The organism is Sporosarcina beigongshangi (genome assembly GCF_033485195.1).
In the GTDB taxonomy this organism is placed as follows: Bacteria; Bacillota; Bacilli; order Bacillales_A; family Planococcaceae; genus Sporosarcina; species Sporosarcina beigongshangi.
Genome location: NZ_JAWLIR010000010.1, coordinates 32,746 through 47,902, shown reverse-complemented (window position 1 = coordinate 47,902; position 15,157 = coordinate 32,746). Strand labels below are relative to the sequence as shown.

14 protein-coding genes are annotated in these 15,157 nt (G+C 41.0%); 7 read left to right on the top strand and 7 right to left on the bottom strand.

The genetic code is table 11. The annotated features are described in order from the left end of the window. Positions 1-9: 9 nt before the first annotated feature. From R2B77_RS07365 to R2B77_RS07355, 3 genes are read right to left on the bottom strand one after another with little or no spacing between them, the layout of a single operon-like run. Positions 10-804 (bottom strand): transporter substrate-binding domain-containing protein, encoded by a 795-nt coding sequence (locus R2B77_RS07365; protein ID WP_203246525.1) that lies wholly within the window; start codon positions 802-804, stop codon positions 10-12. A gap of 25 nt (positions 805-829) precedes the next feature. Further along, positions 830-2,149 (bottom strand): aspartate aminotransferase family protein, encoded by a 1,320-nt coding sequence (locus tag R2B77_RS07360; protein WP_203246526.1) that lies wholly within the window; start codon positions 2,147-2,149, stop codon positions 830-832. A gap of 11 nt (positions 2,150-2,160) precedes the next feature. Then, a complete protein-coding gene (locus tag R2B77_RS07355) occupies positions 2,161-3,525 on the bottom strand; it encodes a sigma 54-interacting transcriptional regulator (protein ID WP_203246527.1) in 1,365 nt (454 codons plus the stop codon). Positions 3,526-3,886: 361 nt separating this feature from the next. Here R2B77_RS07355 and R2B77_RS07350 point away from each other — a divergent pair, with 361 nt between their 5' ends. Continuing rightward, positions 3,887-5,083 carry a M20 metallopeptidase family protein gene (locus tag R2B77_RS07350; protein ID WP_203246528.1) on the top strand — a complete coding sequence of 399 codons (1,197 nt, stop codon included), beginning with the start codon at positions 3,887-3,889 and terminating at the stop codon, positions 5,081-5,083. A 240-nt stretch (positions 5,084-5,323) separates the two neighbouring features. Here R2B77_RS07350 and R2B77_RS07345 read toward each other — a convergent pair whose 3' ends face one another. Further along, positions 5,324-5,719, bottom strand: a complete 396-nt coding sequence (locus R2B77_RS07345; RefSeq protein ID WP_203246529.1) for an SRPBCC family protein — start codon at positions 5,717-5,719, stop codon at positions 5,324-5,326. Positions 5,720-5,894: 175 nt separating this feature from the next. On the opposite strand from R2B77_RS07345, the gene glcT reads away from it, so the two are divergent. Together glcT and ptsG are read left to right on the top strand one after the other, a co-directional pair. Further along, positions 5,895-6,740: a glucose PTS transporter transcription antiterminator GlcT gene (gene glcT, locus R2B77_RS07340; protein ID WP_203246530.1), complete on the top strand. Its 846-nt coding sequence runs from the start codon at positions 5,895-5,897 to the stop codon at positions 6,738-6,740. 272 nt (positions 6,741-7,012) lie between these two features. Further along, complete coding sequence (gene ptsG, locus R2B77_RS07335; protein WP_203246531.1) at positions 7,013-9,040, top strand: glucose-specific PTS transporter subunit IIBC; 2,028 nt, start codon at positions 7,013-7,015, stop codon at positions 9,038-9,040. Between the two features lie 38 nt (positions 9,041-9,078). On the opposite strand, the gene gndA is transcribed toward ptsG, so the two are convergent. After that, a complete protein-coding gene (gene gndA, locus R2B77_RS07330; protein WP_203246532.1) occupies positions 9,079-10,494 on the bottom strand; it encodes an NADP-dependent phosphogluconate dehydrogenase in 1,416 nt (471 codons plus the stop codon). Positions 10,495-10,552: 58 nt separating this feature from the next. Continuing rightward, positions 10,553-12,004 carry a glucose-6-phosphate dehydrogenase gene (gene zwf / locus R2B77_RS07325; protein ID WP_212391220.1) on the bottom strand — a complete coding sequence of 484 codons (1,452 nt, stop codon included), beginning with the start codon at positions 12,002-12,004 and terminating at the stop codon, positions 10,553-10,555. Between the two features lie 263 nt (positions 12,005-12,267). Here zwf and R2B77_RS07320 point away from each other — a divergent pair, with 263 nt between their 5' ends. Genes R2B77_RS07320 through R2B77_RS07310 form a run of 3 tightly spaced genes read left to right on the top strand, consistent with a single transcriptional unit; the run spans position 12,268 to position 13,742 of the window. Next, on the top strand, positions 12,268-12,885 hold the full coding sequence (locus R2B77_RS07320) for a cyclase family protein (RefSeq protein ID WP_203246534.1): 618 nt from the start codon (positions 12,268-12,270) through the stop codon (positions 12,883-12,885). A gap of 52 nt (positions 12,886-12,937) precedes the next feature. Further along, positions 12,938-13,264 (top strand): YnfA family protein, encoded by a 327-nt coding sequence (locus tag R2B77_RS07315; protein ID WP_203246600.1) that lies wholly within the window; start codon positions 12,938-12,940, stop codon positions 13,262-13,264. 52 nt (positions 13,265-13,316) lie between these two features. Beyond that, positions 13,317-13,742 carry a DUF1801 domain-containing protein gene (locus R2B77_RS07310; protein ID WP_203246535.1) on the top strand — a complete coding sequence of 142 codons (426 nt, stop codon included), beginning with the start codon at positions 13,317-13,319 and terminating at the stop codon, positions 13,740-13,742. A 62-nt stretch (positions 13,743-13,804) separates the two neighbouring features. Here the strand turns inward: R2B77_RS07310 and R2B77_RS07305 are convergent, their stop codons facing one another. Then, entirely contained in the window at positions 13,805-14,374 is a 570-nt protein-coding gene (locus tag R2B77_RS07305; RefSeq protein ID WP_203246536.1) for a biotin transporter BioY, read from the bottom strand. Positions 14,375-14,706: 332 nt separating this feature from the next. Here R2B77_RS07305 and R2B77_RS07300 point away from each other — a divergent pair, with 332 nt between their 5' ends. Next, positions 14,707-15,120 (top strand): pyridoxamine 5'-phosphate oxidase family protein, encoded by a 414-nt coding sequence (locus R2B77_RS07300; RefSeq protein WP_322555671.1) that lies wholly within the window; start codon positions 14,707-14,709, stop codon positions 15,118-15,120. Positions 15,121-15,157: the final 37 nt, after the last annotated feature.

Genomic DNA, 15,157 nt, shown 5'->3' with positions numbered 1-15,157 from the left:
TCGAATGAATTAGTTACTAAACCATTTGACAACTAATTTATCGACTTCTCCTTTGTCTTGTAGCTCTTTTAAGACGCGGTCGAATTCAGCCGTTAAAGGACTGCCTTTTTGGAAGGCAATGGATAAGCCTAATTTATGTTCCTCTGGTAGTTCAAAGCTTGCAAGGTCTTGATTTGCCTCAATATAACCATTTGCTACAACATCCGCCACTACAATTGCGTCAAGATGTCCAGAACGGATTTCTTGGAATAAATCTGGAACGCGGTCACGACTTTCAACTGTATAACCATATTGCTCTTCCAGTGATTTTGCCCCTTTTTCCTGAACAGAAGCCGTTTGTGCCCCAACTTTTTTTCCGTCAAGGTCGTCAGCGGTCGTAATATCGCTATCTTTCATCGTGATGACTAAGTTTGTAGCCGTAAAATAAGGTGCTGAGAAATCAATGACTTTCTTACGTTCTTCATTATTACCGTCCATACCTGCAATGACAAAATCAATGCTCTTTGCTTGTAGGGCAGGGATTAAACCGTTAAAGTCCATATCTTCAATTTCTAGCTCATAGCCTAGCTCTTTGGCAATCATCGTTGCTAAATCAATATCAAAACCGATGATTTCATCGCTGACTGCTGTATCGACATATTCAAAAGGCGGGTAATCAGCAGAAGTAGCTATTTTAAGTGTCTTTGTTTCGGGTGCATCCGAAGATCCCGTTTTTTCGTCGCTATCTTGCTCTGTTGCTCCACATGCTGCAAGTACACTCATCACAAGGACGAATAGCATTGCAATTCCTGACCATTTTTTCATCATAAATCTCTCCATTTCTAATTTGTTATTTGCTAAACTCGGTAAGTACTTCATCTAACACTGCTAAACCATCATCAATTTGTTCTTTCGTTATTGTGAGCGGTGGAATCATTCGGATGACTTCACCGGAATTACCGCATAAGTAGAACAGTACGCCTTTTTGCAGACAGCCGTCGAGTACGGTCATAACGGCATTACCATCAGCTTCTCCTGTTTCGGGATTGCCAAGCTCTATGCCAATCATGAGACCAACGCCTCTGACATCTCGAATAACAGGATGCCGTTGCTTCATGAGTAGTAATTGTTCCATTGCATAAGCACCAACAGCTGTTGCATTTGCTAATAACTGTTCTTCCTTCATCACTTCCAATGAAGCGAGGGCGGCGGAGCAAGCAATGGGATTGCCACCGAATGTAGTGCCATGTGAGCCAAGTGGCCACTGATCCATGAGCTCCTTTGAAGCAACGGTTGCGCTTAATGGGAGCCCGGCAGCAATACCTTTGGCAATCGCCATAATATCAGGTTTGACATCGAATGTTTGTGCAGCAAACCAATTACCTGTCCGACCGAATCCTGTTTGAACTTCATCGAAAATAAGAAGAATGCCATGTCGATCACAAATTTCACGAATCTTTTTTAACCACGCTTTTGGTGGAATGATGTATCCACCCTCGCCGAGAACGGGCTCGATAATTATGCAGGCCACTTCTTCAGGATCAACTTGATGATTAAAAAGTTTTTTGACATCCTGTTCAAGTTTTTCAGGGAAGAAAATTTCTGGATCAGCACCGGCAGGCAGATACTCTGGTAAAGCATAAGGCAGCTGATAGGCAAGCCAAGAGGGCTGCAAATGTTTCCGGTATTTACTTTTCGATGTCGTCACACTTAATGCACCAATGGAGCGTCCGTGGAAACAACCCGTAAACGAAACGACATAAGGACGCTTAGTCGTGTATTTTGCAAGCTTTAAAGCACCCTCGATCGCTTCTGTTCCACTATTAGCAAAAAAGAAATTGTCGAGCTTAGGTGGTAAAATCGTTTGCAGTTCAGCTGCTAATTTTAAAATGGATTCGTAAATGATGACACCCGATGGACCATGTATGAGATGGTCTGCGCTGTCTTTTATCGCCTGAACGACTTTTGGGTGCCGATGACCAACGTTCTCGACGGCAATACCAGATGTGAAATCTAAGTATTGCTTACCATCAACTCCGTAGTAATAACATCCCTCAGCTTTGACCACAGGTAGGTTTGGATGATCTTTTGCCATGCTCGGTGCGAGAAAATTTCCGATATGATTCACCATATGATGCCAATCTTGTTTTACTTCTAAATTTTGTTGCACAATAGATCCTCCTATTCAAAATCAGTATATTTTTTTAATTTACGGACGACAGAGGGCTGACTGATGCCAAGATACTTGGCAATTTCCGTTGTTGTACGATAGCGCATTTGCGCATCTCGTAGCACCTTCATCTCAACATTATCTAAAATAGTCGGCAGTGTCAGACCTTCAAGATGAATGAGCGATAAATCTTCGTCTGTTTCTTTACGATATTCTGGTGGGAGGTCCTTAGCTGTAATGATGGTAGAAGGGCTTTGAACAACGAGTCGCTCCATTACATTAATCAGCTCATTATGATTCCCAGGCCATTGTAGATGAAGTAATTGATTAAATACTTCATCTGATAGCTCCTTCACCGTTTGATACTTCATTGAAAATCGACTTAAATAACTACTAATCAACGTGCTTATATCGCCTTTACGATCTCGCAGTGGTTTTAAATGAATCGGAACGATATGGAGCCTGTAATACAAATCTTTATGAAATTCGTTTGCAGAAACCGCTTCTGTCAAAATTGTTTCGGAAGAGCTTATCAGTCTAACATCGAGTGGAAGGGGTACTTCTGCACCAATGGGTGTGTATGTACGTTCCTTTAATACTTTTAAAAGTTTTCCCTGTAGATGAATCGAAAGCTTATCGATCCTCTTAATATACAAGGTGCCTCCGTAAGCTAACGTCAATAAACCCGTTTCTGTTTGCTCAAAGCTACCCCCGAATAATTCCCGTTCGAACATCGCCTCTGGAATTGTTTCGCAGTCAATCTCAATAAAAGGTCCGTTTTTTCGAGTGCTTTCGTTATGAATGACTTTTGCCAGTGTGGATTTTCCGGTTCCCTGTTCTCCATAGAGGACAACTGAAACGTCATGCGGTGCGGCATTACGGGCTGTTTCAAATGCAATACGGGTCGACCTATTTTCAATTGTTAGCCCTTCGATTGTCAGATGCTCTTTGCGCAGCAGGGAGAGTTCCTCTTTTGTCAGTAGCATTTCCTGTTCAAGTTCCTTCATATATTCATGAATGACAAGAAGCTCCGAAACTTCGTATGAGTAACTAAGGACAAACTCGACTTCTCCAACTTCATTAAAAAAAGGCATTCCGGTAATGAGTACTTTTTGACCTGTTGTAGTTGTTTGAATGACGACCACTTTCTTCTTTTGTTGAAGAACGAGTGGTGTGATCGCGGGAGAGAAGATACCCCGTTGTTCTAGATCATAAACAGATTTCCCAAGCAGTTCCCCGGCTTGGATTCCATAATGTCTGCCGCTAATTTGGGAGGCTTTGACGATAAAGCCGTCTTGGTTCGTAACAATAATATCTTCATCATACGAGTCAATTATTTCTTCTTTTGAATTTGGATGTAAGAAAAAACCTGTCAATTGACGATCTCCCTCCCAAACGATTCTATTCATAAATGAATAAGTATTTGAAATTAAATAAAACTATACTTTATTTTCAGAAGATTAGCAATTAAAAGTTGTTTGCCTAGTTGAAAAATGTTTGTTGTCATGAACATGTTGATGAGTATAGCATGTATATTCATGCATGTATAGGTATTTAAATGTGGATAATGATATTTTTTTTGAGGATGAAACGAGAGAGCTATTGTTGCTTCATTCGACAATACGATCTATCTAGATGATGATTGCCATTCTGAGTGTTACTATGATTAAATACAAATAAAGCTATCAGTATGCAAGTTTAGTCTGTTGGAAAAGTTAAATTGGAAGGGGATTACCAATGTTAAGAGCCACTATTTTTGAGGAAATAACTGCGGGTATGGAGGAAATGATTCGTGTACGACGTCATTTACATATGCATCCAGAACTATCTCATCAGGAGGTTGAAACTCCTGCTTACATTTCTGCTTATTTAAATGATTTAGGGATTGAAGTGAGGCAAGGCGTTGGAGGCAGAGGGGTGGTTGGTAGAATTCGAGGAGGTAAACCAGGAAAAACAATCGCATTTCGAGCAGATTTCGATGCGTTGCCAATTCAAGATGCCAAGGACATGCCTTATTCATCTACGGTTGAGGGCGTCATGCATGCTTGTGGGCATGATGGGCATACAGCTGCTTTACTTGGCTTCGCAAAAGCAATGAATGCCGTCAAGGAACAGTTGTCTGGAGATATTATTTTGATTCATCAATTCGGGGAAGAATTGCCGCCAGGTGGGGCGTTGGCGATGATAGCGGATGGCTGTCTTGAAGAGGTCGATGCCATTTACGGCGCACATTTGCAGTCTACTATGGATGCTGGCAAAGTCTATGTACGTGATGGCTATTTACAGGCAGGGGAAGACACGATTAAAATCATTGTCAAAGGCTCTGGTGCACATGGAGCAGAGCCGCATAATGGGGCAGATCCTATTTTGGCGGCGAGTCATATTATGGTCGCACTTCAATCGATTGTAAGTCGAAACGCAGACCCGTTGAAAGAGCTCGTCATTACTATTGGCAAGTTTCATGCAGGAGACGCTGATAATGTCATACCAGAGCAAGCTGTTTTGGAGGGAACTATTCGTGTTTTCGATAAAAACATACGGGCGCTAGCGAGTAAACGCCTACGTGACTTAGCACAAGCCGTCGGTCAGGGTCTCGGCTGTCATGTAGAAGTGATAATCGAGCCAGGCTATGACGCACTTTGGAATCATGCAAACCAAATGGATGTAGTAAGGGGAGCTGCTACACATGTAGTCGGTGACCAAGCAGTCGTCGAAACGCAACCAATCATGCCTGTCGAAGATTTTTCGTATTATCTACAAAAAATACCGGGTGCGTACTTCTTTGTTGGTGCAAAACTTCCAGCTGCTGAAAAAGTATTTCCGCATCATCACGAAAAATTCGATTTTCATGAACCCGCTATGGAAGTAATCGCAAAAACGTTCGCGGCGATTTTTTTGGAGGAACAAAATACGATAAATGAGTCAATTTCATAATAGAGCAATCAATCCTAAAATACGAACAAGGTTGATTTCCGCTTCAGTCGGACGCTTTCCGCGGGCATGGCTTGAGCCTCCTCGTCCGCTTCGCTCCCTGCGGGGTCTCAACGCTCATGCTATTCCCGCAGGAGTCGCCGACTTGCGCTTCAATCAACGAGAGTAGGATGTCAAATTGACTCGGATAGATGAACCAATGACTTTTTCCATATTAATATTCAGCATTAAAACCTAAGCATATCAACCATATGGAAGCTCTTTGCCTTCTAAGTATGCCTTTAAATTTGCTAATGAGTAGCCGAAGCCTTGTTGATTAAACTGCACCCTTGTTCCATTCATTTCAGGTAATAACTCAATCGTAAAAAGCATGTGGTTTGAATCCCAGTAATACGAGAATTTCTGATTAGAAATGATTTCTTGAATCGTAAAGGTCATGGGCATACTTTCACCTTCTTTAAGGTTGTTGTATGGACTAGGCATTAGTGTGAACAGTGCTTGCTCTCCTACTTTGAGAGTAGGAATACTCCACTTAGACCCTGGCGCATACCATATCGAAAAAATCTCATCATTCACGATTGCATTCCAAATGGTTTCTAAATCCTTTTGGATGATTATTGTCGAACCATCAGTAATCACTGTCACAACCTCCTTTACATGTATGTACAGTATAGAAAAGTCTTTAAGAAAAAACAAAGAACCTTACTTTATATGTGATTAATACACCAGCTTAAGTAAGCAATCATTTTTATATACCTATTTGCTAGGGATTAGTGCTAGAATGGAGTCAAGAAAAAGTAATGGGGATAGATGGATGGAAACTTACTCGATTCAGAAAGCTTTGAATAATAATGTATTGATTGCCACAGATAATAATGGCAATGAAGTGATTTTGATTGGGCGCGGCATTGGATTTGGTGCAAGTGCAGGGGAATTGATTCAACAAGAAAAAATCGAGAAATTATTTGTATTGAATGATCCCGAAGAGCAAGAGCAATACAAACAATTACTCACGAGTCTTGATGAAGATACGTTAAAAGTGCTTATTTCCGCGGTCGAAATGATTCAAGCACAAGCGAATCGGTCATTGAATGAACATATTCATGTTGCGCTGACAGATCATTTAGTCTTTGCCGTTAATCGAATGAGACGCGGTATGGCGATTCGCAATCCTTTTTTATTGGAAACGAAAGCACTTTATCCGAATGAATATAAAATTGCGGCTGAAGTGACTGCAATGGTTAACAAGCAGCTGTCTGTCGCCCTTCCAGAGGGGGAAATTGGTTTCATTGCTTTGCATATTCACAGTGCCCTAGTGAACAAAAATGTGCGCGATGTAACGAGACATTCTGAGCTGATTGTTCAGCTTGTCGACATGATTGAAGCGCAATTGGCCATCAACATTGATAAGAACAGTATCGATTATATGCGGCTGATTCGCCATCTTCACTTTACAATTGAGCGGGTTGTACGTGGGGAACGGGTTGCAGAACCGAAGAAAATTACGCTATTGCTAAAATCGGAGTATCCGGTTTGCTATAATTTGGCCTGGAAACTAATCAAGGTCATGCAACAAAGCTTACAAAAGGAAATCTATGAAGCTGAAGCCGTCTATTTAACACTCCATTTACAGCGGATTCAAGCGAAAGTCGAAGAATAAACTAAATTTGATTGTAATAGTAAAAGTTCTATGCTACTATAATTTTATAAAGTCATTGGATTTGTAAGTAGTACTTAATTTAATATTTATTATCTGCATACGTGTTACTGATTAGATCAGGCATGAGTACAAAGATGATTGATTACGGTTACAGGGGGAGACTCTTGTGAACTCGTTTCAATTATTTTTTCTCATGCCTTTTTTGTCGTTTTTGAACTTTATTAAGAGTACTGCAATTCAGTGACTTAATTATGTAATTAGGAGGGTATACGATGTTTAAAAAGATTTTTGGTGTGCTACAAAAAGTAGGTCAAGCGTTAATGCTTCCTGTTGCACTACTGCCAGCTGCTGGTTTATTGCTTGGTTTTGGTAATGCCGCGCAGCAAGAAACGATGCTTAACTATTTGCCATTTTTGTCAGCAGATTGGATTCAGCATACAGCAAAAGTGATGGAGGACGCTGGTGGAATTATATTTGGTAATTTACCACTTATCTTTGCCATCGGTGTTGCGATAGGGTTAGCGAAGGACGGTGCAGCAGCACTTGCAGCTCTTGTCGGTTACTTAGTATTGAATCAGGTCATGAGTTCTTGGTTAGGGATTACTACGGAGATGGTAGCTGATAATCCGAGCTACGCACTTGTGTTTGGTGTCCCGACACTGCAAACAGGGGTTTTTGGCGGGATTATCGTCGGTCTGATAGCGGCCCTCTGTTACAACAAGTTCCACGACATTGAAATGCCTTCATTCCTAGGATTCTTTGCCGGGAAACGTTTCGTTCCAATTGCGACAGCTGGTGCGGCTTTTGTTGCGGGTTTATTATTGCTTGTTATTTGGCCACCAGTGCAAACAGGCATGAATACAGCATCCCTTTGGTTACTTGAGGAAGGGACATATATCGCGGTATTCTTCTTCGGATTTATCAAACGTTTGCTCATTCCGTTTGGATTGCACCATATTTTCCATGCACCGTTCTGGTATGAATTTGGCTCGTATACAACGGCGGCTGGTTCAGTTGTACGTGGGGATATGACAATTTTCTTTGCACAATTAAAGGATAATGTACAGCTGACAGCTGGTAACTTCATGGGTGGAGAATTCCCAATTATGATGTTTGGTTTACCAGCCGCTGCGCTTGCGATGTACCATGCAGCGCGACCTGAAAAGAAAAAGCTTGTTGCCGGTTTATTGGCTTCCGGTGCGTTAACTTCATTCTTAACAGGAATTACGGAGCCACTTGAGTTTTCATTCTTGTTTTTATCTCCAATCCTGTTCCTAATCCATGCTATTTTGGATGGATTATCATTTGTCATCGTTACTTTCCTTCAAGTTCACGTGGGGTATACCTTCTCGGGTGGGGCCATTGACTTCTTCTTGTTTGGTATTTTACCAGGCAAGGAAGCATGGTGGCTTGTTGTGTTAGTAGGTCTTGTCTTTGCAGTGATTTACTATGTCTTGTTCCGCTTTATGATTAGCAAGTTTAATCTTATGACGCCAGGACGAGAGGCAGATGTCGATACAGACGAAATAGAGACAGGTTCGAAAGGGAACACTGATCTTCCTTACAATATTCTTGAGGCAATGGGTGGACAACAAAATATTACCCAGTTAGATGCATGTATCACAAGACTTCGCGTATCTGTGAAAGATGTGAAAAATGTCGATAAAAAAGAATTGAAAAAGTTAGGTGCAGCAGGTGTTCTTGAAGTAGGGAATAATATTCAAGCCATCTTCGGTCCACGTTCTGAAATTATTAAAGGACAAATACAGGATGTCATCAGTGGCAAACGACCGCGTGCAGAAGAAGTGAAACAGACTGTTCAAGCTGTTGCTCCGAATGGTCAGCCAGACGACTTTGTGTCGCCGATGCAAGGTGAAATCGTTCCACTGTCAGAAGTGCCTGATCCAGTGTTTGCAGGGAAAATGATGGGTGATGGCTTTGCAGTCGTTCCATCAGATGGAGTCGTTGTATCACCGGTAGACGGAACCATCGTCACACTCTTCCCGACAAAACATGCACTAGGCATTCAATCCGACTCAGGTAGAGAAATTCTGATTCATGTCGGGATTGATACGGTTAAATTAGATGGTGCAGGCTTTGAAGCGCTGGTTGCACAAGGTGACCGTGTTGAAAAAGGACAACCGTTACTGAAAGTCGATATTGATTATATTCAAGCGCATGCGACTTCGATCATTACACCAATCATCTTCACGAATTTATTTGAAGGTGAATCAATCGTTTTGCATAAATCAGGTCAGGTTACATTAAAAGAAGAACATATTGTAACAATTGAAAAATAAAAATCAGGAGCCAAATCGGCTCCTGATTTTTTATATACTTAATTTTTTGCCCATTCAGTATGGAAATGACCTTCTTTGTCGACACGTTCATAGGTGTGTGCCCCAAAATAATCTCTTTGCGCCTGGATAAGATTAGCTGGCAATGTTGCCGTTCGATAGCTATCATAATAAGCCAATGCGCTTGAGAATGCAGGTACCGGAATGCCTTGCTGCATGGCCAGGGCCAATACTTCACGAAGTGAATGCTGATAGTCGCCAACGATTTCTTGAAAGTATGGATCGACTAGCAGATTAGGCAAGTCGTTATTCGCGTCAAAGGCCTCTTTAATATTTTGTAAGAATTGGGCACGAATGATGCAACCTCCGCGGAAAATCATCGCAACATCTCCATAAGGGATATCCCAGCCATACTCTTTAGATGCTGCTCGCATTTGTGCAAATCCTTGTGCGTATGAGCAAATTTTACTCATATATAAAGCTTTACGAATCGATTCGACCAAGTCACTAGGATTGCCCTTATACTTTTGGGGTTCAGGTCCTTTCAGAAGAGTACTTGCCGCAATTCGTTCTTCTTTAACAGAAGAAATAAATCTAGCAAATACGGACTCCGTAACGATTGGGAGTGAAACCCCTAGGTCTAGCGCATTTTGACTCGTCCATTTACCTGTTCCTTTTTGACCTGCAACGTCTAAAATGAGGTCAATAAGTGGTTTTCCGGTATCCTCATCCATCTTTGTGAAAATATCAGCTGTGACTTCAATAAGATAGCTATCGAGCTCACCTTTATTCCATTCAGAGAAAACATCATGCAAATCCCGCGCCTCAAGGCCAAGGGTATGTTTCATGATGAAATAAGCTTCGGAAATGAGTTGCATATCACCATATTCAATGCCGTTGTGAACCATTTTTACATAATGGCCTGCACCATCGGGACCCATATAGGCGCTACAAGGAGTTCCATCGACTTTTGCTGCAATCGCATCAAGAATAGACTTCACCTGCTCGTAAGCTTCTTTTGCTCCACCAGGCATAATTGACGGGCCGTTACGCGCACCTTCTTCTCCACCGGAAACACCTGCACCGATGAAATGTAGACCAGATTCTTTTAATGTAGCTGCACGTCTATTCGTATCTTCAAAGAATGTATTTCCACCATCGATCACAATATCCCCTTGTTGAAGGTGAGGGACTAACGACTGGATTACCGCATCCGTCGTTTCTCCAGCCTTCACCATTAATAAAATCTTACGTGGAACTTCTAACGAAGAGACAAATTCTTCAATGCCTTTGGTACCGAGAATATGTTTATCTTTTGCTTTTTTACTCGAAAACTCATCCGTACGTTCTGTCCAGTAATCGTAGACAGATACGGTGTATCCTTTATTTTCAATGTTTAGCGCTAGGTTCATCCCCATCACGCCCAGACCGATAACGCCCACTTGCTGTGTACTCATGGTGATTTCTCATTCCTTCGTGTTCGTAATTTTCTATATCTGATTGATTAACTGTACCTTACCACCAATTAAATTGATTGTCTTGCAAAAGCTGGTTGGCTGCATCAGGACCTGTCGAGCCAGCAGGGTAAGTATGTAAAGGCAACAGGTTTTCCTGAAATGCTTCAATGATTGGTTGGATCCACTTCCATGATAATTCGACTTCTTTCCAGTGGGCAAAGAAGGTTGCATTATCGATCATTGCATCGAATAGAAGCAGTTCATAGGCCTCAGGCTGATCTTCCGCTGTAGTCGAGAAGTTAATAGAAGTAGGGATAAAACGGTTTAGAGAAGGATCTTTCATATTCACCCGTAAAGAGATGTTCTCGTTTGGACTAATTTCAACGATTAATAAGTTTGGGGTGATTCCTTCAGTTAAAAGTTTAGTTGTATCATTTACCTTGCTCTTAAACTCCATGACAATACGTGTCGATTTTTCATTAGTCCTTTTCCCCGTGCGAATATAAAAAGGAATGCCACTCCATGACGGATTATCAATATATAAACGCGCCGCCACGTAAGTATCATTCGTTGAGGATATATCCACTCCAGGCTCATCTGTATAGCCAACTGCCGGTGTACCTAAAACTTCACCAGCTGTGTACTGACCCCGAACGATATCTTTGTAGACCATTTCTTTTTTGATAGGACGAAGAGAAGTAATCACTTCAATTTTCTTATTTTCAATTTCTTTAGCTGTTAATTGCTCTGGAAGATTGAGTGCGGTCATCATAACTAATTGTAGAAGATGATTCTGGACCATATCTCGAATGGCACCCGCTTGATCATAGTAGGCAGCGCGAGATTCTACTCCGACCGTTTCACTAGCAGTGATTTGTACATTCGCAATTTGTGTATGATCTAATAATAGTCCGAGTGCGGGGTTGGCAAATACTAATGATTCCAGATTTTGGACCATTGGTTTTCCGAGATAGTGGTCGATTCGATAAATCTCGTCCTCATGAAAAGCTATGCTCAAACATTCATTTAATTGCTGGGCCGATTTCAGGTCACTGCCAAACGGCTTTTCAACAATGAGTCGCCTCCAGCCTTTCGTCTGACTGATACCACTGGCGTTAAGATTGGACGCAATTACATCGGCTAACTGTGGAGCAACAGACAAATAGAAAAGTCGATTTTCAGGTATATCTAATTCACTTTCTCTACTTTGAATGAGTTCGTGTAAGCTCTGATAAGATTCTTTGCTTGTCGCATCGAATATAAAGTACTGAAAGTAGTTTAGAAAATCTTGTAAATTAGACACCTGAATAGGTCTTCTAGAATATTCCCGGATTGCTTTTTCCACCACAAAACGGAAATCATCGTGTTGATAATGGGTTCTACCAAGACCGATGATTGAGATTGCGTCTGGCATTTTACCATCGAGAAATAAATTATAGAGTGCAGGAAATAGCTTTCGTTTTGCTAAATCTCCCGTAGCTCCAAATAAAACAAATGTCATGTCAGGCATAATCCGTTCCTCTTGGAAATCGCTTAAACCATCTTTCCTGTCGAAATTTTCCGAAGGAATTTCATAATTCATATCTATTCTCTCCTACTTTTTCATCAGTATGTTCTTATGCGATGAATGATAATCACACCAGTTCTCAGTATACCAACTGCGTTCTATTAATGTAAGTCCGAATTTTTATTGCATATAGAAAGTAAAAGTAAATGGTTATCTATGATAAGATGGTTTGATAAACAGATTCTAAACAAAAGGTGGTTGTTAAAATGAAGATGTATGATGTGACAGGAACAATTTATGAGGGTATGACAGTTTATAAAGATAAGGCGGAAAAGCAACCGAAATTTAATCGGGTGACAAATGGATATGTAACTGAAACGCGTATGGAGTTGGATGTCCATTCGGGAACGCATATTGATGCACCACTTCATATGGTTGTGGATGGGGACACGTTTGAATCCATTCCAATGGAAAGCCTTGTAGGCGAATGTAAAGTGCTTGATTTAACAGATGTGGAAGACGGAATCACGAAAGCGGATTTGGAGAAGTTTGAGATTAGCAAGGGGGATTTCTTATTCTTTAAAACGAAAAACTCTTTTGAGGAAGCCTTTGATTTTGATTTTATTTATCTTACACATGATGGAGCAGAATACCTTTCTGAGATAGGTGTTCGAGGAACTGGAATAGACACACTTGGCATTGAAAGAAGTCAAGAAGGTCATCCGACTCATAAAACACTATTCGCCAATAATATCATTATAATAGAAGGGCTTCGGTTAAAGGAAGTTGAACAAGGTACCTACTTTATGGTTGCGGCACCTTTAAAATTAACAGGGACAGATGCTTCACCGGCAAGAGTATTGTTATTTGAAGGACTAAAATAATTAGCCTTTCGAAATAGCTAAAAGCCTATGAATAAGTTTGGAAGTGAGAAAAATAGTTGTTGCAGTCATCTTGTTTATAGTTGCTGGATTGGCCGAAATAGGCGGTGGCTATCTAATATGGCTTTGGTTAAGGGAAGGTAAGCCGTTCTATTGGGGGCTAATTGGCGGTGTAACTCTAGCTTTATATGGCGTTATCGCTACTTTTCAAGCATTTCCTTCATTTGGTAGAGTATATGCAGCCTATGGAGGGGTCTTTATTGTCCTCGCGGTGTTATGGGGATGGGGAATTGATAAAAAAGCACCTGATGTCTACGATTGGATAGGTGCTGCCATTTGTCTAGTAGGCGTTTCAGTTATTCTTTTTGCACCGCGGCACTAGCATCGTTCTTCATTATCCTTAAAAATGCGAGTCAGTTAAGGAGGGGAAAAGCATGTATGAACAAAAAACAAAGGAAACGGAAAAGGATGTTATCGAATTTATCGAAAATGTAGATAGCCCCAAAAAACGTGAAGATGCTTACAAATTACTCAATTTGTTTAATGAAGCAACAGGCTTTGAAGCAAAAATGTGGGGGCCAAGCATCATTGGATTTGGATCGTATCATTATGTCTATAAAACAGGCCATGAAGGGGATGCGCCGTTAGTCGGTTTTTCTCCACGCAAAGCTAAAATTAGTTTGTATTTTGCGCCGGGTGATACGGAACGTGAAGCGCTGCTAGCTAGATTTGGCAAGCATACAACTGGAAAAGCATGTGTGTATATTAACAAAGTAGACGATATCGATTCGGAAGTACTAAAGGAATTAATTACACAATCCGTTTCGTTCCTACAAAAACAATATCCTGCTAATGGGTGAAACAAAAAATAAGAGGCATCTCGTGAGTCAGAATTGACTTGCGGGATGCCTCTTATTTAGCGTCATTTCGCTTCTGCACTACGCGGTGTTAATAAGCTAGTCGATTTCAATCGATTTCGAACGGCAATACCAGCCCATGCTGCCAAAGCTGCTTTTAGTATTCCCGTGATAAGGAAAGGTGCAAATCCACCCGTAAATGCCGCTGTCCACGATAGATTAGCAATTATTTTTAACCATACCGTTCCAAAGATTAAGGCAACAAACATTCCGATGATGTTTGCAATCAAGGCATGTTTAATTGTGAAGCTTGTCTTCTCAAGATAATAGCCGATGATAAATGCAGTGGGGATAAATCCAATTAAATAACCTCCCGTAGGACCGAAGAGAATCCCTAAGCCACCCGTCATTTGTGCAAATACCGGTATACCGATAGCGCCCATACATAAATAAATGAGAATAGATAAAGTCCCGTATCGTGCGCCTAATATCGTTGCGGCAAGTCCAATTGCTAACGTTTGTCCAGTAATCGGAACGAGGGGTAGTGGAATTGTGACTTGTGCCAAAACCCCAATAATAGCCGCAAAAAGGGCGGATGTAATCATCATTTGTAATTTGAAGCGCGATTCTAGCATGGTATGGAGCCTCCTTTTGTTTGGTTAACTATTAAGTTTTTATAGTTTACTCATTTATTGTAGTACAACTGATTTATGTTAGTCAACTTATTTTTTATTAAGTTGACACAAATTCATCTGGTGGTGTGCTGGAAGAACAGATGTGAAGTTTTCCGCTATTCCTGATATTAAGGGGAGCATTTTTTAATTCCTATAGCAGAGATCAAGATGTTAGGCGCTACCCTGCTTATGAGAAATTATCTGGAGCGTATTAATTCTATCCTTAAGTACGATGTTTAATTTTTGCGTCAAGTGACAAACTATAACAACGTTGAAAAGGAGAGTAGATTATTATCGATGCAAGAAAAAAAGCACTGAAAGTCTTAGAAGAAAGCTTAGTTGGTGTGATGGCAACCATTCAACAGAACAAACCCCACACACGGTACATGACGTTTTTCAATGATGGCTTTACACTTTACACCGCAACATCGAAGCAAACGCAAAAAGTAGATGAACTCGAGGCAAATCCACATACACACATATTAATTGGCTATGATGGAAGAGGTTTGGGAGATGAATTTTTAGAAATTGAAGGAACCGTCACTATTTCAGACGATGAAAGAGCAAAGAAGAAAATTTGGAATGAGCATTTGGAACACTGGTTTAGTGGTCCAGAGGATGCAAACCTTGCCATTTTGAAAGTAACGCCTAACGCAATTCGTTTGATGAACAAAAAGGGTGAAGAACCAACAACGATTGAGTTATGAGGTGAGAGTACCGGTATTCGAAACCGGTACTCTTATT